Origin of the sequence: Enterococcus wangshanyuanii (assembly GCF_002197645.1) — a bacterium.
Classification (GTDB): Bacteria; Bacillota; Bacilli; order Lactobacillales; family Enterococcaceae; genus Enterococcus_L; species Enterococcus_L wangshanyuanii.
In genome coordinates this window covers 108,835-128,186 of record NZ_CP021876.1, presented here as the reverse complement: position 1 = coordinate 128,186, position 19,352 = coordinate 108,835, and the positions used below count along the sequence as shown (strand labels likewise).

At 34.9% G+C, this 19,352-nt stretch carries 22 protein-coding genes and 2 pseudogenes; 21 read left to right on the top strand and 3 right to left on the bottom strand.

Annotation, left to right across the window (positions count from 1 at the left end):
• Positions 1 to 151 precede the first annotated feature (151 nt).
• From CC204_RS20100 to CC204_RS20075, 6 genes are all read left to right on the top strand, one after another.
• Positions 152 to 1,243: a WxLIP family cell surface protein gene (locus CC204_RS20100; protein ID WP_162288384.1), complete on the top strand. Its 1,092-nt coding sequence runs from the start codon at positions 152 to 154 to the stop codon at positions 1,241 to 1,243.
• A gap of 44 nt (positions 1,244 to 1,287) precedes the next feature.
• Positions 1,288 to 1,962 carry a hypothetical protein gene (locus CC204_RS20095; RefSeq protein ID WP_088271897.1) on the top strand — a complete coding sequence of 225 codons (675 nt, stop codon included), beginning with the start codon at positions 1,288 to 1,290 and terminating at the stop codon, positions 1,960 to 1,962.
• A 71-nt stretch (positions 1,963 to 2,033) separates the two neighbouring features.
• A complete protein-coding gene (locus CC204_RS20090) occupies positions 2,034 to 4,715 on the top strand; it encodes a BspA family leucine-rich repeat surface protein (RefSeq protein ID WP_088271896.1) in 2,682 nt (893 codons plus the stop codon).
• 18 nt (positions 4,716 to 4,733) lie between these two features.
• Positions 4,734 to 5,072 (top strand): LPXTG cell wall anchor domain-containing protein, encoded by a 339-nt coding sequence (locus CC204_RS20085; RefSeq protein ID WP_088271895.1) that lies wholly within the window; start codon positions 4,734 to 4,736, stop codon positions 5,070 to 5,072.
• 132 nt (positions 5,073 to 5,204) lie between these two features.
• A complete protein-coding gene (locus CC204_RS20080; protein ID WP_088271894.1) occupies positions 5,205 to 5,993 on the top strand; it encodes a WxL domain-containing protein in 789 nt (262 codons plus the stop codon).
• A 102-nt stretch (positions 5,994 to 6,095) separates the two neighbouring features.
• Entirely contained in the window at positions 6,096 to 6,446 is a 351-nt protein-coding gene (locus CC204_RS20075; protein ID WP_088271893.1) for a DUF1307 domain-containing protein, read from the top strand.
• Between the two features lie 72 nt (positions 6,447 to 6,518).
• Here CC204_RS20075 and istB read toward each other — a convergent pair whose 3' ends face one another.
• Both istB and istA read right to left on the bottom strand, forming a co-directional pair.
• Entirely contained in the window at positions 6,519 to 7,283 is a 765-nt protein-coding gene (gene istB / locus CC204_RS20070) for an IS21-like element helper ATPase IstB (RefSeq protein ID WP_088271892.1), read from the bottom strand.
• A gap of 12 nt (positions 7,284 to 7,295) precedes the next feature.
• On the bottom strand, positions 7,296 to 8,516 hold the full coding sequence (gene istA / locus CC204_RS20065; protein WP_088271891.1) for an IS21 family transposase: 1,221 nt from the start codon (positions 8,514 to 8,516) through the stop codon (positions 7,296 to 7,298).
• A gap of 699 nt (positions 8,517 to 9,215) precedes the next feature.
• On the opposite strand from istA, the gene CC204_RS21885 reads away from it, so the two are divergent.
• Both CC204_RS21885 and CC204_RS21880 read left to right on the top strand, forming a co-directional pair.
• A complete protein-coding gene (locus CC204_RS21885; RefSeq protein ID WP_373285351.1) occupies positions 9,216 to 9,668 on the top strand; it encodes a transposase in 453 nt (150 codons plus the stop codon).
• Positions 9,589 to 10,244 (top strand): annotated as a pseudogene (locus CC204_RS21880) (IS256 family transposase). The gene CC204_RS21885 and the pseudogene CC204_RS21880 overlap by 80 nt, the downstream one beginning before the upstream one ends.
• 295 nt (positions 10,245 to 10,539) lie before the next feature.
• On the opposite strand, the gene CC204_RS20055 reads toward CC204_RS21880, so the two are convergent.
• Positions 10,540 to 11,520 carry a hypothetical protein gene (locus tag CC204_RS20055; RefSeq protein WP_088271890.1) on the bottom strand — a complete coding sequence of 327 codons (981 nt, stop codon included), beginning with the start codon at positions 11,518 to 11,520 and terminating at the stop codon, positions 10,540 to 10,542.
• 259 nt (positions 11,521 to 11,779) lie between these two features.
• Between CC204_RS20055 and CC204_RS20050 the strand changes: the two genes are divergently transcribed.
• The 13 genes and pseudogenes from CC204_RS20050 to CC204_RS19985 form a co-directional block, all read left to right on the top strand.
• On the top strand, positions 11,780 to 12,379 hold the full coding sequence (locus CC204_RS20050) for a site-specific integrase (protein WP_088271889.1): 600 nt from the start codon (positions 11,780 to 11,782) through the stop codon (positions 12,377 to 12,379).
• 116 nt (positions 12,380 to 12,495) lie between these two features.
• A complete protein-coding gene (fic, locus tag CC204_RS20045) occupies positions 12,496 to 13,098 on the top strand; it encodes a protein adenylyltransferase Fic (RefSeq protein WP_088271888.1) in 603 nt (200 codons plus the stop codon).
• Between the two features lie 487 nt (positions 13,099 to 13,585).
• Positions 13,586 to 14,602: an alpha/beta hydrolase gene (locus tag CC204_RS20040; RefSeq protein ID WP_088271887.1), complete on the top strand. Its 1,017-nt coding sequence runs from the start codon at positions 13,586 to 13,588 to the stop codon at positions 14,600 to 14,602.
• A gap of 116 nt (positions 14,603 to 14,718) precedes the next feature.
• Positions 14,719 to 14,940 (top strand): hypothetical protein, encoded by a 222-nt coding sequence (locus CC204_RS20035; RefSeq protein WP_088271886.1) that lies wholly within the window; start codon positions 14,719 to 14,721, stop codon positions 14,938 to 14,940.
• A gap of 119 nt (positions 14,941 to 15,059) precedes the next feature.
• A complete protein-coding gene (locus CC204_RS20030) occupies positions 15,060 to 15,302 on the top strand; it encodes a hypothetical protein (RefSeq protein WP_088271885.1) in 243 nt (80 codons plus the stop codon).
• A gap of 74 nt (positions 15,303 to 15,376) precedes the next feature.
• On the top strand, positions 15,377 to 15,601 hold the full coding sequence (locus CC204_RS20025; protein ID WP_088271884.1) for a hypothetical protein: 225 nt from the start codon (positions 15,377 to 15,379) through the stop codon (positions 15,599 to 15,601).
• A 16-nt stretch (positions 15,602 to 15,617) separates the two neighbouring features.
• The gene (locus tag CC204_RS20020; protein ID WP_088271883.1) at positions 15,618 to 15,806 is read left to right on the top strand and encodes a hypothetical protein; all 189 of its coding nucleotides are present in this window, start codon (positions 15,618 to 15,620) and stop codon (positions 15,804 to 15,806) included.
• A 142-nt stretch (positions 15,807 to 15,948) separates the two neighbouring features.
• The gene (locus tag CC204_RS20015) at positions 15,949 to 16,305 is read left to right on the top strand and encodes a hypothetical protein (RefSeq protein ID WP_088271882.1); all 357 of its coding nucleotides are present in this window, start codon (positions 15,949 to 15,951) and stop codon (positions 16,303 to 16,305) included.
• A 37-nt stretch (positions 16,306 to 16,342) separates the two neighbouring features.
• On the top strand, positions 16,343 to 17,005 hold the full coding sequence (locus tag CC204_RS20010; RefSeq protein ID WP_088271881.1) for an AbiU2 domain-containing protein: 663 nt from the start codon (positions 16,343 to 16,345) through the stop codon (positions 17,003 to 17,005).
• The gene (locus CC204_RS20005; RefSeq protein WP_088271880.1) at positions 17,006 to 17,209 is read left to right on the top strand and encodes a hypothetical protein; all 204 of its coding nucleotides are present in this window, start codon (positions 17,006 to 17,008) and stop codon (positions 17,207 to 17,209) included.
• A 377-nt stretch (positions 17,210 to 17,586) separates the two neighbouring features.
• Positions 17,587 to 17,709: a putative holin-like toxin gene (locus CC204_RS21775; protein WP_088271878.1), complete on the top strand. Its 123-nt coding sequence runs from the start codon at positions 17,587 to 17,589 to the stop codon at positions 17,707 to 17,709.
• Positions 17,710 to 17,785: 76 nt separating this feature from the next.
• A complete protein-coding gene (locus CC204_RS19990) occupies positions 17,786 to 18,454 on the top strand; it encodes a helix-turn-helix domain-containing protein (RefSeq protein ID WP_088271877.1) in 669 nt (222 codons plus the stop codon).
• Positions 18,455 to 18,489: 35 nt separating this feature from the next.
• Positions 18,490 to 19,350: pseudogene (locus CC204_RS19985) on the top strand (IS3 family transposase); the annotation flags it as partial.
• Between the last annotated feature and the right edge of the window lie 2 nt (positions 19,351 to 19,352).

Genomic DNA, 19,352 nt, shown 5'->3' with positions numbered 1-19,352 from the left:
ATATTGGTGAAATAAATTTTTAAAAAGGAATATACATGAAATTCAAATTCTTGAATACAGTAGCTATGGTAAAACTTACCCAAGTAGGAGTCGTAGAAGGTTTTGTAGCTAGGAATAGAAGACGATGTATGTCCCTTCAGGGAGGAATAGTATGAACAGTAAGTCTAAAGTTTACATATGGATTCTGGGAATGGTCGTGTTTTTCTTTCTAGGTACACCTCTTTTGGCACAAGGAGAGAAAGACGATAGTCCAGCTGGTGCAATTGGTTTTACATATAAGATTGTTTATCCAGAAAATCAATTATCCAAAAATGGTTATTTTGATCTGAAGATGAAACCTGGTCAAGAACAGACAGTCGAGGTGTTGTTAAGCAACCCAGGTTCAGAGCCAATTACTGTGTCAGTAAGTGCCAACAGCGCTAGAACCAATCCAAATGGAGTAATTGAATATGGATCAACAAGTCTACAGGCAGATAAGTCAATGAAGTTTAACTTTACAGATATTGTGGATGTACCAAAAACACTTGAAATTCCAGTCGGAAAAGTAGTTCCACTATCAATTAAACTGACTATGCCAGAGACATCATTTGATGGAATAGTACTAGGTGGGATTCATATGCAGCGGGTAACGAAAGATGAGAATCCAAGCGAGCAACGAGGAACAATGGTTGTGAATGAATATGCTTATGTTTTGGGGCTACAATTGCGAGAATCAGAGACGGAAATCCCATATGAATTGGGATTTGTGAAAGCATATGCAGATCAACCTGACTATAAGAATACCATAGTTATTGACTTAGGAAATAAATCTAGTGATATTGTTAAAGATGTTTCAGTAGAAGCTCAAATTATGGGAGAAAATGATGATAATGTATTGTATGAGGCAACACGTTCAAATATGCGTTTTGCACCTAATACAGTGATGAACTTTCCTGTGTCTATGGAAGGACAGCCAATGAAACCAGGGAAGTATAGAGCGCATATCCTAGCAAAGTCGGGGAGTCAAAAATGGGAGTGGACAGAAGGGTTTACGATTAGTAAGAAAGACGCAGAAGACTTTAACAAGAAAGCTGTTGGTTTAATTCAAGAACCAGGTATTAATTGGTTATTGGTGGGTTCAATTGTAGGTGCAGGATTAATTTTAGTAGTAGTTCTTTTGCTTATTGTTTATCTCAGAAACAATAAGATGAAAAAAGAACAAGAAGAGTTCGAGAGAAAGAAGAAGGCAAAGAAGAAGGGATAAAAATAATTGGTATCTAATAGAGGTTAAGCGAAAGGGGAAGGAAGATGACATTAATAGATAGATTTTCTGTTGCGCTACTATCGTTAGGGATTCTTCTAGGCGTGTTGGGAGCTATTACTTTAATAGCCAGAGTTCGGCATGGTGTTGTATTAAAGGAGTTGACTCATATTCGTGTGAAAAACAAGCGAAAACGAAAGAAGATTAGTACAAAAAAGAAACAACTAGTGATAAAGAGGCAACGTTTATTGTACTTTCTGATTTTTCTCATTTTTTTTGCAGGACTTAGCACCTCAGCCTCAGTCTATGCAATGTACTATCAAGCCACAAACTTAACCGAAGAGGATCAAAAAACAATTGCAGAAGGCTATATTTTAGTTCAAGCTGTGGAAGATCAGTTGCAAGAGGATAATAGTGTGGGAATGGATGATAAGATATCTGCAAACTTACGTATTTTTGGTACAGAGTTATCAGCATATTCAATCAAAAGAGCAGACAATCATCTTAGTAGTACGAGCCAATACAACATCAATCGTTACTATCTTCTGTTAAAAGAATTAGGGCAAACAATAGCTTCACAACCAACTGACTTTTATACAAACTCCGTTCAATTGGAAAATATTCAAGAAGTTATAAAGAAGGTTAAGAAACAAGAGCAAGTAGTCATTGAAGAATTTCGAATAGATGAAGCAGCCTTGAATACAACAAAAGATAACAAATAGAGAATTGACTTTAACGATATCTTAACTGTGAATTAATTTAGTTGAGAAATGAAAAAGTAGGAGGAGATTGAATGAAAAATAAAATAGTTTTGCTATTTTATGGGAGCATATTTGCTATTTGTGCAATGAGTATTTCTTGGTGGAATTTACAAGCAGAAAATAATAAAGTATCTGCTTTAAACAAAGGAGATACTTCAATAAAGGAATCAGCATTGGAAATGTTGAGTGAGGATTTTAATCGATCTAGTATAGAAGAAAAAAGAGAAGTATCTACATCTAATTTTGAAGATGCTCTATTGAATGGGGCAGATAAACAAGATGATCAAGTAAATGCAAAAAAGAATGTCACAACTAAGAATTTAGTTAGCGGTACTTGGGGAACTAGTCCATGGACATTTGATGATGCAACTGGAGTATTGACTATTGATTCTGGATCACTAGGAACAAGTGGGACTTCTCCGTGGGTGGGGAATGGATCCAGTGTGCCTTCACGGTCAGTAAAACGTATTGTATTCACTGGACCAGTAATTGCGCCTGAAATATCTGACGATCTATTTGCAAACAATATAGCCTCCCCTCTAGAAAACTTGATAAGTATTGAAAATTTTGGAAATTTAGATGTTGGAAACGTAACTAGTATGTTAAGGATGTTTCGAGGAGCAAGCAGTTTAACAAGTTTAGATGTAAGTAATTGGGATACAAGTAATGTAACGGTTATGAGTCAGATGTTTTTCGGAGCAAGTAGCTTAACAAGCTTAGATGTAAGTAATTGGGATACAAGTAATGTAACGACTATGAATGGCATGTTTTACGACGCAAGCAGCTTAACAAGCTTAGATGTAAGTAATTGGGATACAAGTAATGTAACGGCTATGGTTGCCATATTTTTCGACGCAAACAGTTTAACAAACCTAGATGTAAGTAATTGGGATACAAGTAAGGTAACGAGTATGAGTGGCACATTTCAGGGAGCAAGCAGTCTAACCAGTCTAGATGTGAGTAACTGGAATACAGGAAAAGTAACGAATATGAGTGACATGTTTCACGGAGCAAGCAGTCTAACCAGTCTAGATGTGAGTAACTGGAATACAGGAAAAGTAACGAATATGAGTGACATGTTTCAGGGAGCAAGCAGTCTAACCAGTCTAGATGTGAGTAACTGGAATACAGGTCAAGTAACGAATATGAGTCAGATGTTTCAAGTGGCAGATAATCTAACCAGTTTAGATACAAGTAATTGGGATACGAGTAAGGTAACGAGTATGAGGAATATGTTTTACGGAACAAGTAGTCTAAATGATCTAGATGTAAGTAGCTGGGACACAAGTCAGGTAAGGAATATGAGCTACATGTTTTTCGGAGCAAGCAGTCTAATCGAACTAGGTGTAAGTAACTGGGACACAAGTCAGGTAGTAGATATGATGAGTATGTTTGATAGAGCAATCAGCCTAACTAGCCTAGATGTGAGCAACTGGAACACAAACAAGGTAACGAGTATGGAGAAAATGTTTGCTTTTGTAAGAAACCTAACAACGCTGGATGTAAGTGGTTGGGATACAAGTAATGTAACGGATATGAGAGGTATGTTTTCAGGGGCAAAAAGATTATCCAGTCTAGATATTTCTTCTTTCTCCCTTAAAAGTGGGGTCACTACTTATGGGATGTTTCAGGGGGCCTTAGAACTAAGTAAACTAACGTTAGGTCCGTCTTTTTCTGAGGTTGTAAATCAGTACCAAAATTTACCTAATAGAGTTAGAACTAAAGAGTATAGTGGCCGGTGGATAGGTATCTCTGAAGGCAATAAAGATGTTATCTATGCTTCTAGTAATGATTTAATGAACACACTTACTCCAGAAACGGCTGGAACCTATATTTGGGAGCCGAATAAAGAAACAATTGAAGTGAAGGATAGTACCATTAATCTAGGTGACTCTTGGACAGCGAGTGATAACTTTGTTTCTGCGACAAATGCTTACGGTGAACCACTCACAATTGACGCTATTTCTGTGACAGGATCGGTTGATACATCCAAGGAAAATGAATACATTGTGACCTATAAAAATGAGTATGAGGAAGTTACTGCAACAGTGACAGTTGTGAGTGTAGAGTCTCAATTGCTTGTGACATTTCTAAATGAAGCGGATCAAGAACTGCCAGGCTATACGGTTTCTTTGATTGCTACTGTGGGAGATACGATTGACTTGACTAATGAATCACAAGTCACGAATCAACTGAGTATGTTGGAGTCATTGGGCTATAAAATAGTGGAACGCCCGCCCAATGAAACAGCAGTTTCACTGGATCAATCAGTTATCACGGTGCAATACAAGCTAGCTGGGACATTGGCATTGATTTCAGCACCATCTGTTATTGACTTTGGTACACAAACTGTAACAACTCAGACAAAGCGGGTAAATCAGCCAGTAGCTATCGAAAATGATTTAGTGATACGTGATAATCGAATAGCAAAGGGAAACTGGACCTTGACTGCGCGACTAGAAGAAGAACTAAGCAATGGGACGAAAATTATTCCGGAAGCATTGCGGTACGTATATAACGGAAACGAGTTGATATTGAACCGCGGTTCACAACCGGTGTTCGGACAACCAAACAACACAGAGGAACTTTATACAGTAAATAATACGTGGACAGCTAGTGGTGACGGGTTGAAACTTCAAACAAATGCAGGCGCAGTAACAAGTAAAGGGTCCTATGTAGCAAAGATTCAATGGACCTTGGTGGAAGCACCTTAAGCAGAAAGGAGCAAATAAATGAAACAGGAACCAAAACGAAATATTATTAAACTCTTGTTCTCTATTGCTGTCTGCCTTCTAGTAATACCTCAAATCGCTCAAGCAGAGGGGGGGCAGTTGGGACATCAGGGTGGCATTACTTTTTATGATGAAGAGACAACACCTTCTTCTACGTCACCTACTGAACCAATGAATCCCTCAAGTCCATCTAGTCCTAGTAAAGAAGTATCCGAGAAGCCGGTGGGACGCATTCCTAATATGGGTGAGATTGCCAAGCAGTCTATGCTTTTGAGCGGAATAGTGCTCATAGTTGGTGTGTCAATTTACTTTGTTTATCGTCGCAGGAAAAAACAATAAATAATCATTAAACAGATCTTGGATTTAGAATCTATTTTATTTAAGTCTATTCTGAATTCAATGAAGCAACATAAGATGTTACTTGGCTAAAGGTCAAGTTCATATAAATTAATTTATCAGGAGGAAATATACATGAAATTCAAATTATTTAGTACAGCAGCACTAACAACAGTAATGGTCTTAGGAGGTTTAGCAGCACCAGCGCAAGCAGCTCCGAACTCATTGGAAAGCAATGGAACAATTACGTACGAAGAGGATACAACAGTCAATCCGCCGATTGATCCAGAAAATCCAGATAAAGAGGTAGATCCAGAAAATCCGATTGTAGTGAATCCCGATGGCGGTTCATTGACTGTGGATGCTGTAACAAATCTAGATTTCGGAGCACAAAAGGCAGTGACCACGGATCAAGACTATTTTGCAAAACAAGTTACTGTAAAAGAGAACGGTACAAACAAAGGAACACGTGGTAACTGGGTACAAGTAACAGATAAGCGTTTGGAAAATCGTACGCCTTGGAAACTAACAGCGAAAATGACTCAACAATTTACGGCAGGGACAAAAACATTAGGTGGAGCAACATTAACCTATACTAATCCATTCATTAATAGTGCAGTAGAAGATACGACTACATGGCCGACATTAGGTGCGAATGCTAGTACATTCACCTTGTCAGAAAGTGGAAACTCAATTGACGTGATTGGTACAGAAAATGCAGATAAAGGGTTTGGTACATTTACTGTTGAGTTTGGTTCAAGTGCTGGAGTGAATGGTGCAGAGGATACAACAGGAACACCAAACGGTACAAATGCGAACCTGATTGAAAAGGGATCAGTGTCCTTATATGTACCTGGTTCAGCTATCAAAACAAAGGCTGCGTATACTGGAAAAGTATTATGGACAATTTCTGAAACACCATAATATGGTTTTGTGTTTCAGGCAAGTATGAAGAGATAACTTTATTCGAGAGAACGTAAGTATTTTTGTATGAAGTATCTATCAAAAACGAATTTGGAGGATTTGATGAAAAAATTTTTAGGTGTAATTTCAATGATAGTCTTAGTGGCGATAGCAAGTGGTTGCGGAAAAAAAGAAGAAACAACAACATTCATTCAAACGCCTACAATAGGAACAGAGGTATCTGTTAAGGTAAAACATGAAGGAGACAAGGTCACAGGTATTTCTAATGTAGTCAAATTTGATAATGCGGCATTGGGTGTGACAGATGAAGAATCAGCTAAAGAGATTGTGAGAGTATTTAAAGAAACATCAGAGATATCTACATTAAAAGTTGAGATGACATATACAGAAAAAGAAACCACTATAACGTATCCTGCTATGGATTTAAATGGTGATATTTGTCAATGGTCATAAAAAATTGTAGTTTTTTGATTACTCAATAATGCAGGTTTTTGATCACTCAAAATGTCGTTTTTTGGTCCATTGTCATTTAGAAGTAGTCAAAGCTGCTTGTTTATTTTCCTTGTAATCTTTCATACGATAAGACTTTCCGTTGATCTGAATAATTTTTGAATGGTGAATTAAACGATCAATCAACGCATTTGTTAGCTTCTTATCTTTGAATACAGTAGCCCATTGAGATAACGGGATATTCGTTGTAATAATCGTTGATTTTTTCTCATATCGGCGGTTGATTAACTGAAACAATAGATTCGCACCGTCTTGTGAAAAGGGAAGATAGCCTACCTCATCAATAATCAAAATGTCATAGCCTATATATTTCTTTAATATTGATTCTAGAGTGCCTCTTTTGTGCGCTTTGGAAAGTCTTTCTACAAGTTCGTTACTTAAAGCGAAATAGCAGGATTTTTCTTTTTCCATTGCCTCTAATGCGATAGAAATTGCGAGGTGGGTTTTCCCAACCCCGCTGTTTCCAATAAATAAGATATTATCTGCAGTATCCATAAAGCGCAGAGAACATAGATCAAGGATCTCGTTTTTATTAATCTGTGGTTGAAAATTGAAGTCAAAGTCATTTACCTTCTTTTGAAACGGGAGATTGGATCGTTGAAGGCGGAGTTTATCACGTTCTTCCTTTCGGAAGGACAACTCTTTTGTCGTCAATTCTGAAAACGCATCGACAAAATTCAAGTTCTCTTTAATAATCGTGTCTAGATAATCAGGTAAGGTCTCCCGCATATTTTTGAGTCCAAGTTCTTCTAATTGGTTTAACAATTGATGATATGACATGGTTCATTCCTCCTATAAATCGTCATAAGCTTCTAGATTTTCGTCAACGAAACGTTCGAGTTCTTCGTCTTCTAAGTTTTTAAATACATCAGATTGAAGGATTTCTCGATAATCGTTTCTATGATAGTTTAAAGGTTTATTACTTAGCGGGTGTGCACGGATTTGAACACCACTAAGCCAAACTTCAAGACGATCATTCTTACGCTTTAGAAGGACGTTTTTACCTATAGAATGAACTGGAACAGAATATTTTTTTCCTTCAAATTGAATCATTGATTCCTTCGAGACTTTACGCAAGATTTCATTTTTTTCTATGGAATACGCTAATAAACGTTGTGTATCAAAAGAGTTCAATTTCCGCTTTTCGTTTGCCCAGCGGGCAATAGGCTTCTCATGAATTGCTTGAGAAATTTCATTATTGAGCTCATGCATAAAACCAGAAACAATTTGACAAAAATCAAGTTTATCTTTTATTTCATAGTTATAAACTTTTAGTCGATCCATTGTTCGAGCTAGTGCCTCCACTTTTCCTTTCGTTTGAGGTCTAAATGGACGACAAGCGATTGGATAAAAGCCTGCGTCTTTAGAGAACTGTCGAAAACGCTCATTAAAAACAACTTGTGAAAACTGGCTTTTACTTCGATCAACTACTGTTTTCATATTATCAAACCAGATTTCTTGAGGAACGCCTCCGGTGTGTTCAAAAGCATGAGTAAGACAACGGAATAGTGTTGTTTGAGTACGATCAAACGTTACTTCTAGATACTTGAGTCTGGAGTATCCTAGGATGTAAAGAAAAATATTACAGTGAATTATTTTTCCTTCTGAAGAAATGATTTGTAAATTTTCTTTCCAATCAACTTGAGCAGATAATCCAGGGGTTGTCTCGATACGAATAGTTGCTTTAGAGATCTTTTCTGCGCGTATTTTTGAGCAATGTCGTCGAACAGTGGGATAACTACCCGTGTATCCTTTCTTAATGAGATAGGAATAGATAGAAGCAGCCGTACAACCAAGAGAAAGCTTATCAGCGATGATTCCTTCAAAGCCAGTAATAACAGATGCCCTTTGTTTTCTATTTAGTAACAACGGTAATTCTTTGTTTAAACCTGCTTCATAGTAACGTTTCACTGTTCGGTAATCACAGTTAAATTGTTTGGCTAAAAGAGAATAGTTTGGTTTAGTTTCACTCATGATGTGTAATAACACTCCTTCATAGATATCTTTTCTCACACGTTATCCTCCTAATAAGTTATGAGAAAAGCGTATCAGAAATTTGAGTGAAACCTACATTTTTAAATGATCATTTTTCTACATTCTACCGTGACCATTTACAGTGATATTAAAGGTAGTAGCTTTAAAGATTGCGCGAAATGGTTTGAAGATTTAGGATATAAGAAAAAATAGCATAGTATCGAAAATTTTTTAATGTCTGTAACGATGACTTGTATTTTTATATGATCAACCGATTCTATTTTTTGACACTAAGAGATATCAAAAGAAAGCGTATGTTCTTGCATGTTGTTTTTATGAAAATAACACGTAAGAATATGATGAATCTTTTTAGTGTTTGTCTCTGGTAAAAAACTATGTGCACTTCATGCATCAAGTGGAGTTTTATAGTTCAATTGACTTCTTATTGATCTTGAGGAAGCACTTAGAGAAAGAGAATGGTAACTTCATTCTCTTTTTTTGTAGAAATACTTCTACTCAACCTTAAGGAGAGAAGACTGACAAAAAAGCAAGCGGAAAATTAACGGCTCATTGTCAAATTGGACTGATGAGTAGAAATAAGGAGGTTAGTTATTGAAAGAGAAAAACTTTCGATAGCCAACTTGAGAGTGTAAAATAAACCGTGTAAGTAACCAAATCCTAGGAAAGGGTTGCTTTACGGTTTTTCTTTTTCTAAACTAAAGGAAAGAGGTGTAGAAAATGGTACGAAAAAAGAGACATCCTGATGCTGTAAAGGTCGCTGAGTCCCTCTTGAAAGCCTATCAGCCTAATTCTGTAGAAGACATGCAAGAAGCGCTCAAAGAGGTCTTTGATCCATTGTTTGAAAAAATGTTGGAAGGTGAATTAACCAATCACTTAGGCTATGACCCACACTCTAAAGAACCAAAAGGTCGGAATGGGTATAGGAATAAAACGCTGAAAACAAGTTTTGGGGAGGTCGACATTGAAGTCCCTAGAGATCGTGAAGCCACTTTTGACCCAGAATTAATTCCCAAAAGGACGCGAGATATTTCTGCAATTGAAGGAAAAGTCCTTTCTATGTACGCTCGAGGGATGAGTCAAAGAATACGCTGTGTATACTATTCTTGGCTATGTTTTAAAAGGCAACAAAGAGATTCTAGGGCTGTGGCTCAATTGGATGCAGATTTTTGATAAAGTCAAAGCTCGTGGTGTAGAAGAGGTCTTTTTCCTTTCTATGGACGGGGTCTCTGGACTTGAAGAGGGAGCGAAGGCGATTTTCCCTTCTATAGTGGTTCAACGATGTATTGTTTACCTTGTCAGAAATGCCCTTCGTTATGTTCCCAGTAAAGACTATAAAGAAGTCTGTAAGGACATGAAGAAATTTTATGGGGCTTCTTTTCTTAAAGCCGCTCATGCAGCCTTTGAATCGTTTCAAACTCGTTGGTCAACTTATTCTGGTGCTGTGGATGTTTGGCAACGAAACTTCACTCATGTGAACAATTATTTGATCATAGCAGTGCAATTCGGAAGATCATGTATACAACGAATGCGGTGGAAAGTGTGAATGCCAGCTTTAGAAAGGTCACAAAAAAAGGCGCATTTTCCAACGAAAACGCACTCCTAAAACTTCTTTATTTACGGGTAAAAGAACTTCAACTAAAGTGGTCTGACGGATATATCCAAAATTGGGCGATGGTATTGAATCAGTTGAGGATGAATGACTCTTTTTCTTCTCGAATTGAAAAGTATACCATCTATCTTTCATAAACATACGGTAGGTTTATTTGGACGTGTTCAATTTTATGACACGGATGGATTCGTTGAAATCTAGCTTTTTGTTTCTCTTATTTAGTCTGGCTTGGAGAACTTCCACACTTTAGTTGACAAACCCAAATCGTTATTAGAATGATCGTTTAAATCAGACTTCGCGGTTGTTACACTGTAATTAATCATGAATTAAAGCCCCAACTCTCGTAAAACTTCTGCAGGGCTGTAAGTCTTATCCAATTTAGTTTTTTCAAGATCATTTTACAGCAGTAGCATTGTTGTGAATGAAACATTGTCAAAGTACTTTTATCAATCCTTCTTGAATAATATCCAATTTGTTTGTAGGTACTGAGTTATAAGGAGCATTTCGACAAACAGAAATAAGTTTCTCTTCGGATATCTCCAATAATCCATAGTCTTCAGATATTTTAGGTCCTATTTCTTCTATTAATAATGAAGGAATGGCGATCCACAAATAATTCATGTGCGGCTGATAGTGTCTACTACTGAAAGATTGTTGCAGCTCTTCTTCAGAAAGGATTACTTCAATAGAGTGTAGATGTAATTGATGTGGCTGACTTGTATGATTTTCAATCAATAAAAAATCTATCTTATGTAATCGATCAGTTAAAGAAGAGTAAAAGGAAAATTTAGGCAGCAGCTTATACACTTTTTTGTATGAATGAGTCACTAGCGTATCCAGGTTTAGATCAGAAAAGTTGTTCAACCAGGAACTATAGGTTAAAGAAACCGCAATATCGGTAACAGATATTGCTAGTTCTTTTTCTTTTTCAGAGCGGCCAACTTCAGAGTGGCTATTCTTTTTTATGATGTTTCCTTCTTCCCCTTGCCGAATTGTTTTGACCGAGCGCCAGGCACTCAATAAATCTGAACGTTTTAGATCCTTTTGAAGGACTTTTCCCATTAAATCGTCTTTTATCTCTTTATTTCCCTGACTAATCTTCTCGACCAATTCAAAATTATCCGGACTGACTTCAACGTCTTCAATTCTTGGAACAGCAATTCCTTTCTCTATTGCTCTCTTTTGGTAATCGGAATAAATTTCTCCTGCTTTTTTTCGTTTCCAAATTAATGACTCTGTTACTCCAGACTCATAAGCTAAGTGTCTGATCCAACGCGTGAATGATTGATGTTCTGGTTTCCATAAAGTCCCTATTTCAACTTCTCGGATTAATTCAAATAATCGAACCCAGGAGCGTTTGTCTTTAATAAGGATTTTTTCAATTTCTTTTTCGATCGTTTTGATGTTGGACATAATAAAAAACTCCTTTCTCACTAGTTACTATAACGTGTTATAGTAACTAGTGCAAAATATAATAATTCAGTCTAAATATATTATTTATATGAATCTGACACAAGCTAGTTGTGTCTTATTCGCTTAAGTCCGCTAAAGTTAGGTGGCTCTAAGGATTATTCACTGTCTGAGTAAGTCTATTGTTTTATAGTTTATTTGAATATGACTAAAACTATAGTATAATGGTATTAAGTCATATTAATAAAAAGAGGGATTTTTTATGAAAATTGTCCAACCGATTCGAGAAAAAAAGCAGATCGATGCGATGAAGGCGATTTTGTCTTCAGGAAAAATGGGACCGAGAAATGTGCTGCTGTTTTCGATCGGAATAAATACGGCCTATCGGATTTCAGATTTGCGTCGATTGAAATTATCAGACGTCTTGATGATCTCTCGTGGTCGAGTGATCACGAAAGATCGATTAGAAATGAAAGAGCAAAAGACCGGCAAACATAATTCAATTATTATTTCGAATAAATTGAGAAAACAGATCCTGGAGTATGTGAATGATTCCTTTCCAACTCAGGTAGCAAATCATGAGTTTGATCATTTCTTATTTCCAAGCCGAAAAGGAAATGATAGTCCATTAAGTCGACAAGCACTTTGGGATGTTTTAAGTAAAGCAGGAAAAAGTATGGGGATGAAAAATATTGGGAGTCACTCGATGCGTAAAACGTTTGGCTACTTTCTTTATAAAAATGGAACGCATATAGAGATCATTCAAGAGTTGTTAAACCATTCATCGCAGCGGGAGACATTACGTTATATTGGGATCACACAAGAAGACAAAGATACTGCAGTTATGAGCTTAGATTTATAAGCGTAGATAATTTACTATATAATAGAAGAAACACGTCTTTTTTTAAGTGAAACAACAGAAATTAGTCGATTAAGAGGTTGCTATTAGATAAAAGAAAACAGAACCGGAGGGGAAAAATGTTAACAAATAAATTAGGCATTACAAATCAAGTTGAATTGGCAAGAGTAGAAGAAAAGATCAGTAAATCGAATGCAAAGAAATTATACGATAGTGGTGATATTGATAAACTAGAAGTGGGAACATTCAAAGGGCTAGCTGATATTCATCGATACCTTTTTTCAGATATTTATGACTTCGCCGGTGAAATTAGAACGGTGAATATTGCTAAAGGAAACTTTCGATTTGCGCCGGTGATGTACTTAAAGGTTTCTTTAGATCATATTGATCAAATGCCACAATCTAATATTGATGAAATTGTAGCAAAGTACGTTGAGATGAATATTGCACATCCATTCCGTGAGGGAAATGGTCGTAGTACAAGAATATGGCTGGATCTGATTCTTAAACAAGAACTCAGCAAAGTAATTGATTGGAATCTGATTAATAAAGAAGACTATCTTTCTGCAATGGAACGTAGTCCAATTAATGATTTGGAAATTTCTCATTTAATCAAGCATGCCTTAACTTCTTTAGTAAACGATCGTGAAACATATATGAAAGGTATCGATGTTAGTTATTACTACGAAGGATACACAGAATATAATACTGAAGACTTATAAACAGTAAACAGGTCAAAATATTACCAAAACTTATGTCAAATTCTATTTATCATAAATCTACGTTAATGACAGAGAGATTCTAAGGCCGTTTCAATTTTTAAACTGAGGTACTATCTTGAATGAGCGCTCTGAGGATTGTCAAAAACGGCGTTTTTGACAAAATAAAAAAGCTGCCCCAAAACTAAGACAACTTCCAGCAATATCAGTATTTTATGTTTATTAAATCAGTGAGTAGATAAATTATCGAAAACGCTCGTTTTTAGTATAAAAGCTTGTTCCTTTACATGTAATGTTAAATGAACGAAATAACATTGTCAATTTTAAAATGGGTTGAAGTTAGTTATTGTTATGAGAGATATACTGAATACAATTACAAATAGTGATCAATAACTAAAGGTTCATGATTGTATAATGTTGAATATTAAATTGAATTGAGCTCAGTGAATAAATGTGTCATGAACTATTCTAAGGAAAAAGAGGTAGCTTTATGGGAAAAATAAAACAGTTTTTTTTATGGTTAATGGGCTTCTTAGTAATCTTTGGAGTGATTATATTAATCGCTTTCCAAGTGTCGCCGCGTCCGGGTGCCTTTTTGATTGGGTATGTGTTTAATGGAGACGTGAAAATTACGGATAAAGTATCCTATGAAAAAAGTAATACTAATATCACAGTTAAAAAAGGCCTTGTTTACCAATCAGAATATAAAAAAAGTACATTTGATTTATATTATCCAAAAGAAATTCACAAATCAGTTCCAATTGTTTTTTGGGTACATGGTGGTGGATATGTTGGTGGTGACAAAGAAGGTGTAAAAGAATATGCGACATACTTAGCTGATCGTGCCCAAGTAGCAGTAGTTTCATTGAATTATGAGTGGGCTCCAAGCTTAAATTACCCAGGCCAAGTGAAACAAGTCGAGGCTGCCTATAATTCGATAAAAAAAATGACAAAGCAGTACCCAATGTTGAATTTTAATAAAATCATTTTCGGAGGTGACTCAGCAGGTTCTCAAATTGCAGGACAATTTTTATCCATTCAGACCAATTCAAAGTATGCAAAGAGCATGGGGATGAAAAAAGTGATTCCAGAAGATAATATAAGTGGATTTATCTCTTATTGTGGTCCCGTAGATTTAGAAGAGATTAAGCAGCAATCATCTGATGAATGGGTCATGAAGTTCTTTGTTAACACGGTTGCATGGTCTTTACTAGGAACAAAGGACTGGAAAGATAGCTCAGAGCTGAAGCAGGCATCATTAGTAGATAAACTTACCAACGATTTTCCACCAACCTATATTTCTGATGGCAATTCATATTCTTTCCAAGATCAAGGGATTACTTTTGCAAATAGACTAAAAGAACTATCAGTTCCTGTAAAATCACTTTTTTACAAGGATGTTGAAAAAACAATAACGCATGATTATCAATTTGATTACACAACCTCAGAAGCAAAAAATTGTTTAGATGAGACGATTGAATTTGTTAAAGAAGCGGTCAACAATTAAAGATTAAATCTATGTTGAAAAAGTCAATAACGATTTGAGAGATATGTACAATAAAATACGTTCTATATGTAATGAATTGGCTATATTCCTAAAAAAGATTGTAAAAGGAGAGTATTATGAAATATGAAATAGTACTAGAAACAAATCAAGGAGTTTCTAAAACAGTATTACCAAATAAAGAAACAGCAAAACTAATCTTTGCAGATCGTTGTAATGAATTAGGTATTGATGAAAGCAATGTAATAGAATCAAACGGGGATTTTGAAGGTGGGTACATAATTTTTCGAAAAAATGGGGAAAGACAGACAATATCATTTTCTCCTAAAAAGGATCAGTAAAAGAGGTGTCTAGGGCACTTCTTTTTTTTGTAAAAAATATCCCCAAACCAGTATATTTATATTGACGTATATATAAATATACTATATAATAAGTATATAAAGAAAGGAAGTGTAATTTTATGGAAAAGATAAACAATTACTATGCAGGTGTGAATTTTGGAATTTTTAAAATAGTTGATAAAGAAGGGATCTTCTACAAAATCAAATCTATTTATTTAGAAAATTTTAATGAATCTTATGTGACAAATACTCAACTTCAAATTGAGTGTCGCGAAGCTACCTTCTCAGAAATTGACTATTTCAACAAGAAACAAAAAGAGGTTTACTCTGCTGATACAGAACAAACCTCTGTAACAAAATAGCCTGACTAGCTAAAACTTGCTACTAAGTATATTATACAAAAAACAGACTTAGTAGCAAGTCTTTGGAGGTAACTATGAGTATAGATTTGGATTTAATCAAGCTGTTAATAAGCAAGAAAGACTCAAAAGGTAACTACGTTATCACTGGATATAGGATAGGTGAAGATACTAGCGTGTCAAGAAGTACGATAAGTAAGATAAGAAAAGGCGATTATGATCTGAACAATGTTCCTCTTGGAAAAATAATTGAATTATTTGAATACGCAAAAGTAAATGAGGATATTCTCAAAAAGGATTAGAAAGAAGGTAAGAGAATTGATCAGTATCGAAATGACAGAAGAAGAAGCAGCCTATCTTTATGGGTTGCTCAAAAATAAAACGATTGAAGCTCAAGCTATAGAACGTAAAAACCAAGAACTGGCTGGTTTTTTTAAAGAAAATAATAAAATGAATGGCAACTTATGTAGAAAGATCACTAAAAGTCTTAAAAAGGATCGTTCGTAAAAGTAGTTGATTTCTGCCAGCTGCAGTGCGAGATCTACCAGGTAAACAACAACTAGAAACGAACGATCGTTGATGCCAGGACAATGGCCAAACTCATAATAGCGAACTATACGTCAAAAAGGATCAGAAAGAAGGCGAATAAATGGAGTTTAAAGATTTTCAAAAGAAGAATATACCAGGGTTAACTTTTTATGGTGATGTGACAGAAAAAGGACTAGTAAACTTAAAGGATAGTTATACAGATTCTGAAGTGCTAGAGAAGGAATCCAAATGTTGCAAGTTGGAAGATTTTCTATGGCCAAATATTGATCAAGACTTCATTGATGATAAAGGAAAAAAAGTGGTGTTTGCCAAAGTTCCAAGTGAAGTGAGTAATATGAATTTTAAAGGACCATTTTACAGAGAAATACTAAAATCACACAACATACTGAAGTTTGAATCTATTAGATGGTATGTAAACATAAATCGTGAATTTTACGTTCAAGTGATTTTTTCGTAATTCTCAAAAAAGATCTAAAAATGAGGAAGTGAAAATTATGAATCAAAAAAATCAACTAGAAAAGCTAGAAAGAAGTATTAAATGGATATTTAAACAAATATTAGGAACAAAAAAAACCTACGCAGCGATATTAGCTGTGTCTGAAGTAACAAAAAAAAATAATGCTCTTAGTGAATATGGAGATTATTTTGCTTATACACAAAACGTTATGGTTGGAGATGTTCTATTACAGCTTTCCAAATTTTTTGTAGATAATAAAGATTCTCATTCAGTACCTAAGATTATCAGGATTTCAAATGATTTATTTACGGAAGATTACTACAAAAAGACTGGCTATAATCAACACACAACATATGAGAAATTAAAGTCTGAACTTGTTCAAATGGAAGAAGAATTGGATAGTTTAGAAAAACCGATATCACATTTAAAAAAAATTCGAAACAGAGATTTGGCACATTTAGATAAACGTATATCAAATGAGGAAAGTCGAGAAAATTTGATACAGTCAAATCCAATTTATTTATCAGATGTTCTGTATTTATTTGATTTTGCTTTTAAAAGCCTAAGTACTATAAGAGGAACCTTGTTTAACATATCATTTAATTTTCAAGAACCTAGTTATATTTATGAACTAGAAAAAATTGCTGAATTAATTGAAAAAGAGAAAAGTATCAAAAAGGATCAGAAAGAAGTGATATAAATGGATGTGAATTTTGTAAACATTCCTGAAATTATAAGTGACTTTAGAAATGCTGAAGACAAGGGCGATGTTGAAGCAGTCAACAGCAGCTTAAAAGATTTATACAATGAAATGGAGCATGAATTACATTTCATATGTAATGAGGTCAGTAGTGATCGTTTGGATTATTTCAAAAACAGATATTTTTCTAAACGAATTGAATGATTCCCAAAAAGGATTAGAAAGGAAGTTGCTTATGATAATAATTAATGTATGTATTGGTATTCTCATTGCTTTATTGGTTCTTCAATTTATTATGCTAATACTAACAATTACAGAAAAAAAAGAAGTGGTTGATAAAGTATGGTCGGCAGCTGAACTAAACGAAAAAACAATAGCCGACAGAATTGAACAAAGTAAATACAATAGCAGGAAACCTTATGTTAGAAATTGGAGATAGATTCTCCAAAAGAAATTGATTAGTCTTTAGAAAAAAGTAAAAAGAAAAATATCAAGTGTGATATACTAATCAATGTAGAAAAGTTATGACGGTGGCTACTTCCGGAGGGTGGTGGTGCTTATGAAAGTAAGTACTGAAATCTATGAAAGGAGAAAGCCTTTTGTCCGCATTAGAAACAATACAATTGATTCTAAGTTTTGGTATGTTTACCATTGCTTTGATTAAATTGATTGTGGACATGCTTAAAAACGACAAAAAAAAATAACCGTCTTATCTTTTGATACACTCCCCATAGAGTAGACACTAGAAAAAACAAAACTAGTGACAAGGGGAGTGTTTTTTTGTATAGAAAAAGAGTGCCAAATGATAAAAAAATAGAAATCGTTCGTGAAATCAAAGAGAAAAAAGAAACTTCAAGTTCTGCTAGTAAAAAATATAATATCTCAAAATCAACAATAAACGATTGGATTAGGAAATACAATTCATGGGGAGTAGAAGGGTTAAATGCTTACAGTAGAAGTTTAAAATACTCACGTGAAGTTAAATTGGCAGCTGTTGAGGATTTCTTGTATAAAGGTTTGAATCAAATAGAGGTACTAAGAAAATATAGAATTACTGATACAGGGGTTCTTAGATCTTGGGTTAGCAGCTATACTAGTGGAAAACAATTCAAACAGAAAAGAGCTGGTCTTTCCACAATGTCTAAGCAAACTAAAACAACATATACTCAAAGAATTGAAATTGTTCAGTACGTGTTATCATTAGATAATGACTACCAAGCAGCAGTTAAACGGTATGATGTCTCCTATCAACAAATATACTCATGGATACAAAAATATAATCGTCTAGGATTTGATGGTCTACGTGATCGTCGTGGGAAAAATAAAGAAAAGAATGAAGAATTAACGGAGTTAGATCGTTTACGCTTAGAGAATAAGCAATTGCGAGCAAGGAATGATTATTTGGAGGTTGAAAATGCTATTGTAAAAAAGTTACAAGGGCACAGGTAAAGAAAAGACGACCGTTTTCTTTATCAAGGAAGGAAAATTGTTACGTTGTTGTCTATGAACTGCATAAAGAACAAGGACACAGTATTGCCAAGCTTTGTAAAGTTATTGGCGTTAGCCGTAGTGGATATTATAAATGGCTAAAAAACGAACCTTCTGCCCTCGAACTAACAACAGAAAAAATTGCAAAAGAGATAAAGAGAATATTTTTAGAATCTGATAGAATATTTGGTGTTGTTCGCATGCACTACGCTCTTAAACGTGAGCTTAATTGGAATATAAATATAAAAGCTATACGTAGACTGATGAGGAACATGTCACTAACTCCTGAAATTAGAAGAAAACGCCCTAATTGGGTTAAGAATACTCCAGTTCATACTGCTGAAAATCTAATTAATCGTAATTTTCATGCGTCAAAACCGAACGAAAAATGGTTTACAGACGTTAGTTATCTATTTTATGGCAATCATGAGAAGGCTTATTTGAGTGCAATTATCGATACATATGATATGAGTGTTGTTTCTTACGTTATCAGTAAGAGAAATGATAATGAATTGGTAATGAGTACTTTAAAACAGGGACTAAAAGGTAATTCAAATAATCAATTAACTATCCACACCGACAGAGGGTATCAATATACCTCAAGAGAATATAGCAATATGAAGGATCGTTATGGTTTTCAAACAAGTATGTCACGACCTGGAAAATGCTTAGACAATCAACCAATTGAATCTTTTTGGGGAACTTTAAAGTCAGAATATTATTATCATAAAAATTTTGATTCATTTAATCAATTAAAAGCTGGAATTGATACGTATATTAATTTCTACATGAACAAAAGGTATGTTCCTAAATTCGATGGCTTAACTCCAGCAGAATATAGAGAATTAGCTATATAAAA

Excerpts from the sequence above, each read along its gene's own strand:
- CC204_RS20050 (WP_088271889.1), top strand. The coding sequence starts at position 11,780 with ATGAAAATTGTCCAACCGATTCGAGAAAAAAAGCAGATCGATGCGATG.
- CC204_RS20035 (WP_088271886.1), top strand. The coding sequence starts at position 14,719 with ATGAAATATGAAATAGTACTAGAAACAAATCAAGGAGTTTCTAAAACA.
- fic (WP_088271888.1), top strand. The coding sequence starts at position 12,496 with ATGTTAACAAATAAATTAGGCATTACAAATCAAGTTGAATTGGCAAGA.
- CC204_RS20075 (WP_088271893.1), top strand. The coding sequence starts at position 6,096 with ATGAAAAAATTTTTAGGTGTAATTTCAATGATAGTCTTAGTGGCGATA.
- CC204_RS20025 (WP_088271884.1), top strand. The coding sequence starts at position 15,377 with ATGAGTATAGATTTGGATTTAATCAAGCTGTTAATAAGCAAGAAAGAC.
- CC204_RS20010 (WP_088271881.1), top strand. The coding sequence starts at position 16,343 with ATGAATCAAAAAAATCAACTAGAAAAGCTAGAAAGAAGTATTAAATGG.
- CC204_RS20015 (WP_088271882.1), top strand. The coding sequence starts at position 15,949 with ATGGAGTTTAAAGATTTTCAAAAGAAGAATATACCAGGGTTAACTTTT.
- CC204_RS20090 (WP_088271896.1), top strand. The coding sequence starts at position 2,034 with ATGAAAAATAAAATAGTTTTGCTATTTTATGGGAGCATATTTGCTATT.
- CC204_RS20055 (WP_088271890.1), bottom strand. The coding sequence starts at position 11,520 with ATGTCCAACATCAAAACGATCGAAAAAGAAATTGAAAAAATCCTTATT.
- CC204_RS20030 (WP_088271885.1), top strand. The coding sequence starts at position 15,060 with ATGGAAAAGATAAACAATTACTATGCAGGTGTGAATTTTGGAATTTTT.
- CC204_RS20095 (WP_088271897.1), top strand. The coding sequence starts at position 1,288 with ATGACATTAATAGATAGATTTTCTGTTGCGCTACTATCGTTAGGGATT.
- CC204_RS20085 (WP_088271895.1), top strand. The coding sequence starts at position 4,734 with ATGAAACAGGAACCAAAACGAAATATTATTAAACTCTTGTTCTCTATT.
- CC204_RS21885 (WP_373285351.1), top strand. The coding sequence starts at position 9,216 with ATGGTACGAAAAAAGAGACATCCTGATGCTGTAAAGGTCGCTGAGTCC.
- istB (WP_088271892.1), bottom strand. The coding sequence starts at position 7,283 with ATGTCATATCATCAATTGTTAAACCAATTAGAAGAACTTGGACTCAAA.
- CC204_RS20080 (WP_088271894.1), top strand. The coding sequence starts at position 5,205 with ATGAAATTCAAATTATTTAGTACAGCAGCACTAACAACAGTAATGGTC.
- CC204_RS21775 (WP_088271878.1), top strand. The coding sequence starts at position 17,587 with ATGAAAGGAGAAAGCCTTTTGTCCGCATTAGAAACAATACAATTGATT.
- CC204_RS20040 (WP_088271887.1), top strand. The coding sequence starts at position 13,586 with ATGGGAAAAATAAAACAGTTTTTTTTATGGTTAATGGGCTTCTTAGTA.
- CC204_RS20100 (WP_162288384.1), top strand. The coding sequence starts at position 152 with ATGAACAGTAAGTCTAAAGTTTACATATGGATTCTGGGAATGGTCGTG.
- CC204_RS20005 (WP_088271880.1), top strand. The coding sequence starts at position 17,006 with ATGGATGTGAATTTTGTAAACATTCCTGAAATTATAAGTGACTTTAGA.